The following is a 5,566-nucleotide window of genomic DNA, read 5'->3' on the forward strand; positions in this document are numbered from 1 at the left end:
GGACATTGCACAGTAGATGACCTCAATTCATCCCTCTATTATGCAACGCCAAAATTCCCAATACTCTCTATTGGGAATTGCGCCATTAATTTGGGAACACACATAAATATAATTTAACAAATATAAACTTTAATTACGACCATCTCTAGTTATAAATTCATTTCATACCTTAGATAGATGTTAAGAAAAGTTATGGTGAATTGCGAATTATTTTCACTTCTCGCGTAGTTGTCTTTCCATCAGCATTTGTGGTTCGACATTCTCCACATTATGTATAACTGATAGTTGAGCTATCCCTTTGAGAGCATCAGCAATTTTGTTTGTTCTGGCACGCAACCAACCAGCGTTAGGTGCATAAACTAGAGTTTTTGCTACTTCATAACCTGCTTGATTGATAGCAACTTGTTGTGACTCAATATCAACACCTTCTGTAAAACAGATGAAAACCATCCCAGTAGGCACAGCCAGCGTTCCGTTATTTTCTAAGGTATATACTGGACTTAGTATATTTGTATTGGCAGTATTCTCGATTGCTGAATCGGGTTCACCGGGAAAAATAGCGATCGCTCCCTCACCCTCATTCAAGACTAAAATAGCCTGGGATGGTATCTTGCTAGCTTGTTTGTAATGTGCGGCGTAGTATCCAAACTGGCGATTGTAGAAGACACTCGCTTTTGTACCAACAGGAATTTGTTGGGGATACTCAATAAAATAGTCTCGTTGGGGTCTCACTTCAGCGATTAAAGGTAGAGAGTACGCCTGTAAAAATAATTCACCAGGAAAATAAAACATTCTTTTTAAATTCTAATGATTTTAGGTAATGAACTACTTCTACTCATAGATTGAAATATTAGGGGTGTGGGGGTTTAGGGGTTTAGGGGTGTAAGGGGTGTAAGGGTGTAAGCTGTTGATTTTGTGCTTTTTCAGGGTTGAAACATTGATGCACAATCCTTTTCTGGCTGAGTAAAATTTGCAGTGGGAAAAGTTCATTACCCATTACCCATTACCCATTTCTGGAAAGCCAGACTGATAGTTTGTATCCACAGGAAATTGTTCTAAGCTGCGTCTTATGTGTGCGTCATTTTGGAAACAGCACACAAAATACAGAGGCTTAGTATCAACTTAATAGTAGGAGATTAAGTATGGTTCATGTCCGCTATGGTGGTCAGAACGGTGAACAGTACGAACTAGCGATTAGTGAGAATCATATTGTAGTACGGACTGAAAGCCGCAGCTCGCTAATTAGCGATCGCCCCTTTGAAGCCGCCCCTGTTTCACCCCAAGCCCGTAATATCCTCAATCAATTCGAGTTATCAACTCGTTTCAGCCAAGCAGGTGTAGAAGTTCTCCATGTGAAGGAACCAAGCCACGATGGTGCTTTGCGCGACACAGCCAGGGAAATTCTCAATCAAGAACCTGAGGTGCAGTTTGCCGGACGTGTGTTAATTGATCCGGTCAGTCAACAACCCATAGTTTACACAGAAAACCTCTTCGTGAAGTTTGACCACGAAGAAGACGTTAGTTTCTGCCAAGAAATTTTGGGACGCTACGGCTTAACAATTAAACGTCAACTAGAATACGCCCGTAATGCCTACTTTGTCAGCGCACCCCCCAATACTGGTTTAGCCATCTTTGATATTTCCGAAAGGTTGCTCAACGAGGAATCGGTGGAATTGTGTCATCCTGAATTGGTGCGGGAATTTAGGCAACGTCAGGCATTTCCCCAGCAATGGCATCTCAAGGAAACCACGATTGCGGGTAAAACTATCAATGCCCACGCCAATGTTGAGGCGGCATGGAAGTTGAGCGATGGTACGGGAACGATTATTGCCATTATTGATGATGGTGTGGATATCGACCATGAAGAGTTCCGTTCCTCCGGTAAGATTGTCGCCCCTAGAGATGTCACACGCAAAACCAACTTTCCCACGCCAGGAAACCGAGATAATCACGGTACGGCTTGTGCAGGTGTAGCTTGTGGTAATGGCAACTTTGGGGCTTCTGGGGTAGCGCCTGGGGCTAAGTTAATGCCCATTCGTTTCGTTTCTGCCCTGGGTTCCCAAGATGAAGCCGACTCTTTTGTCTGGGCTGCTCAAAATGGTGCGGATGTAATTTCCTGTAGTTGGGGGCCACCAGATGGTACATGGTGGGATGATAAAGACCCCCTACACAAGCAGAAAGTACCTCTACCCGATTCCACAAGACTAGCAATGGACTATGCCATTAATAAGGGGCGTAATGGCAAAGGATGCGTGATTTTATTCGCTGCGGGTAATGGTAATGAAAGCGTAGATAATGACGGCTACGCCAGCTACGAAAAGGTAATAGCTGTCGCGGCTTGTAACGACTTTGGTACTAGAAGTGCTTACAGTGATTTTGGTAAAGCCGTCTGGTGTGCCTTTCCTAGCAACAACGGTAACCCTTCCCAAACCCCTGGTATTTGGACAGCCGATCGCACTGGTGTAGTCGGTTATAATTCCGGTAATACTAATCTCGGCGATCAGGCTGGTAATTATACAAATAGTTTCGGTGGCACCTCTAGCGCCTGTCCTGGTGCGGCTGGTGTCGCCGCCTTGATTCTCTCTCGCAATCCAAATCTGCGTTGGGATGAGGTCAGAGATATTATTAAACGTTCATGCGATCGCATTGATCCAGTTGGTGGTAACTATAACGCTGAAGGTCGTAGCCCATTCTACGGTTATGGTCGTATCAATGCCCTCAAAGCGGTAGAATTGGCACTACCCGCACAACCTGAGCCAGTCAGCATTTTCACGGCTGTGCAGGATGTCCCCATTAACGACTTGCAGATATCTCAACTCAGTGTAGCGATCGCTAACACCAACCCCATCAAATCTATCAAAGTTACGGTAGATATCGAGCATACCTACATCGGTGACTTAGTAGTTAGCCTCAACCCCCCTGCTGAATCCGGTGTATTACCAATCATCCTCCACGACCGCAAAGGCGGAGGCGCAGATGATATTAAACAAACTTACGATGAGGTGAGTACACCAGGACTAACTGCTTTGAAGGGTAAAATTCCTCAAGGAACCTGGACTTTAGAAGTAGCAGATAAAGCACAGGCGGATACAGGGAAGATTCGCAGCTTGACTATTGAAATTGGGTTTTAGGGGGATTAGGGACTGGGGATTGGGGACTGGGGACTGGGTAAAACTTTTACATATTTTCCCCTTCATCCCCTGCATCCTCCGCAATGCACGATTTCATTAGAACCCTTGCTTAATTCTTTCCCATCTCTCCCGAAAAAAATTGCTCTCATGATCATCCCGTTTGAATGAGTAAGCTCATACAATCTAAATGCCAGGGATAGTGCTTGAAGACTACTCAGGATTGGTGATGAGAAAAATGATAAAATTTAGAATTGCGATATTTGCGAGTGTCATTTTATTTGGAAGTCAGCTTGGTGTGGAACCGAGCCAAGCTCTCCCTGTGCCATATGCCAAGCCACCGACTCCTTTACCTGATCCAACCGTGATATTAGGATTTGGTGGAGTTTTGCAACCGGACTGTGTTCGACAGGTTGAAGCGGGTGAATATCGCTGTGCAAAGCGTTGGGCAGAAGTAACCCATTTGCTCAAATCATTGGTTTATCAAGATGTTGAATCGCAACTTATTGCACCCCTGCAACATCAACTGGCGATCGCAGATCAATCCTGGCATCAGTTTCAAACACAACACTGTCAACAGTTAACTCAACGCTTACGCAATACGCCAGATTTTCCAATTGCAACATCTGTCTGTTTAGCGCGATTAAATAATGATCGCATTCTAGAATTGCAAAGAGGTGGTGAGGTTATAACCCTCCAATCTCGCGATCTTCGATTTGAGTCCTTACTTGATCGACTCAAATTGAGAAATTCATCGGTGCAACGTCACTGGGAGCAATATCGAACTCAGTATTGCCAGATCGAAAAAGCTCTATTCGCTTTTAACCCCCTGAGATTGGGGGAATGTCATCAGCTTCTCAGAGAGGCTCGACTTCACCAACTAGAAGACCTTTTGGCAGCACCTGCTCGTGGCTTGGATCTCTTCAATAGTTTTGTGCTACCTGGAATTCCAGAGCTAAATTGTGTGGATAAGACACAGTTTGGGTTAAATCAATGCGCGGTCTATTGGTCAAAAACAACTCAGTTTTTGCAATCAAGCATTTATGGTGATTGGGCAGAAAAACTATCGAAGCAGTATCAGCCAACATTTGCGATCGCACAGAAATACTGGCAAGACTATCGTGAAGCACATTGTACTGAGTTGGTTGAACCTTTTAAGGAAGGTTCTATGTCACCAATGCTCTATCATCGCTGTTTAGCTCGGCTAAATAACGATCGCATTGCGGATCTAAAGGGGATAGCTGTATACGATCCAGAAGACGAGGCGCAGCAAGCCCCAGTTACATCTGGGCAAGATACCACTCAAGCTCTTTGGGAGCGTTATCAAACTGAATACTGCAAGTTTGAGTTACAGTTTTTTGGTAGTCAAACCAGAAGTAAGCAATGCCCAAATCGTTTAAATCTGGGGCGTTTGCGCCATATCAAAGCAATGATGAATACTCGATAAAGAGGAAAATAATAGTAGTTTATGACTTCAAAGGATTGGCAGTGAGGAAAACGATCGCAATCCCAACCGTATAAGCAACCAAATCTCGCCAGTCGAAAGTAGATCCAATTGTTAAATGAGCTAGCTGGGAGTTTCGCCAGCCTAAAATATCAATGAGATTAAGAAACTGAAGAAACTCAATCAAGTAGGCAAAAATGAGAGTTCCAATAGCAACCTTCCGTAGTGGAACTGCAATAAAAGCATGGACAAAGTAAGCAATCACCATGACAATTAAAACGTCGCCCAGTAACGGTCTAATCCAATCATCTCGGAAGAAGAGGGCAATTATTACAACTATTGCAAATAGAGTTGCAAACAGGGTGAAAGAGGTACGATTAAATCTCAACCACTTGAGATTACAGAATTGTTTAGGCATTTGAGCTAATAAATTCTAATTTTAATTTGGGTTAATTACAGTTTGGACAGAATCGGGTAATGGCTTCTTGCCGTTTGGGGTGGTAGAGGAGGTTCTCAAATATTACCGTGGCATAATAATAGGATGTTATTGAAAAGTGTCCTGCAATTCCTTTAGAGAGAAAACGAGAGTTGCTGGATGAGAGATAAGCATGAAAAAACGTTTGTTCTGATTGATGGGTATACACTAGCGATCGCGCAAAGCGATTCAGGTGTATTATTCTCTGGTTGCCACAGTCGCAAAGCCATAACCCGATATGACGATTCGCTCCTAATTCAGTTTTTGGCACGTCATGCCCATCATGATACGTTTTGGCAGTGCTTTCAGGCACATGAACTGTATGAGAATGAGGATAATCGCTTCTTTGTCAGGGATTGTCAACAGGTAATTGGCGAACGCAGTTGGAAACTACCGCAAGTTTATCAAAATTGGGCAGTTTGGGAACTGATAGATCGACTGTTTCAAATTCATGGCGAGTCTTACAATGAACCGATTTGTTTATGGCATCCAGGGAGTTATTATCCGATGTACGGTATT

Annotated in this window: 4 protein-coding genes and 1 pseudogene; 3 read left to right on the forward strand and 2 right to left on the reverse strand. The window is 43.6% G+C overall.

Annotated elements, in window-relative coordinates; genetic code table 11:
* Nucleotides 1–213 precede the first annotated feature (213 nt).
* Nucleotides 214–792: a hypothetical protein gene (locus tag ACM5QX_RS29265; RefSeq protein ID WP_414756717.1), complete on the reverse strand. Its 579-nt coding sequence runs from the start codon at nt 790–792 to the stop codon at nt 214–216.
* Between the two features lie 350 nt (nt 793–1,142).
* On the opposite strand from ACM5QX_RS29265, the gene ACM5QX_RS29270 reads away from it, so the two are divergent.
* Both ACM5QX_RS29270 and ACM5QX_RS29275 read left to right on the forward strand, forming a co-directional pair.
* Nucleotides 1,143–3,131 carry a S8 family serine peptidase gene (locus ACM5QX_RS29270; RefSeq protein ID WP_414756718.1) on the forward strand — a complete coding sequence of 663 codons (1,989 nt, stop codon included), beginning with the start codon at nt 1,143–1,145 and terminating at the stop codon, nt 3,129–3,131.
* Between the two features lie 235 nt (nt 3,132–3,366).
* Nucleotides 3,367–4,575: a lysozyme inhibitor LprI family protein gene (locus ACM5QX_RS29275; RefSeq protein WP_414756719.1), complete on the forward strand. Its 1,209-nt coding sequence runs from the start codon at nt 3,367–3,369 to the stop codon at nt 4,573–4,575.
* Between the two features lie 19 nt (nt 4,576–4,594).
* On the opposite strand, the gene ACM5QX_RS29280 is transcribed toward ACM5QX_RS29275, so the two are convergent.
* Nucleotides 4,595–4,990: a DUF2809 domain-containing protein gene (locus tag ACM5QX_RS29280; protein WP_414756720.1), complete on the reverse strand. Its 396-nt coding sequence runs from the start codon at nt 4,988–4,990 to the stop codon at nt 4,595–4,597.
* Between the two features lie 177 nt (nt 4,991–5,167).
* Here ACM5QX_RS29280 and ACM5QX_RS29285 point away from each other — a divergent pair.
* Nucleotides 5,168–5,566, forward strand: a pseudogene (locus tag ACM5QX_RS29285) (hypothetical protein); the annotation flags it as partial.

Origin of the sequence: Anabaena sp. CCY 9910 (genome assembly GCF_963920875.1) — a bacterium.
Taxonomy (GTDB): Bacteria; Cyanobacteriota; Cyanobacteriia; order Cyanobacteriales; family Nostocaceae; genus Trichormus; species Trichormus variabilis.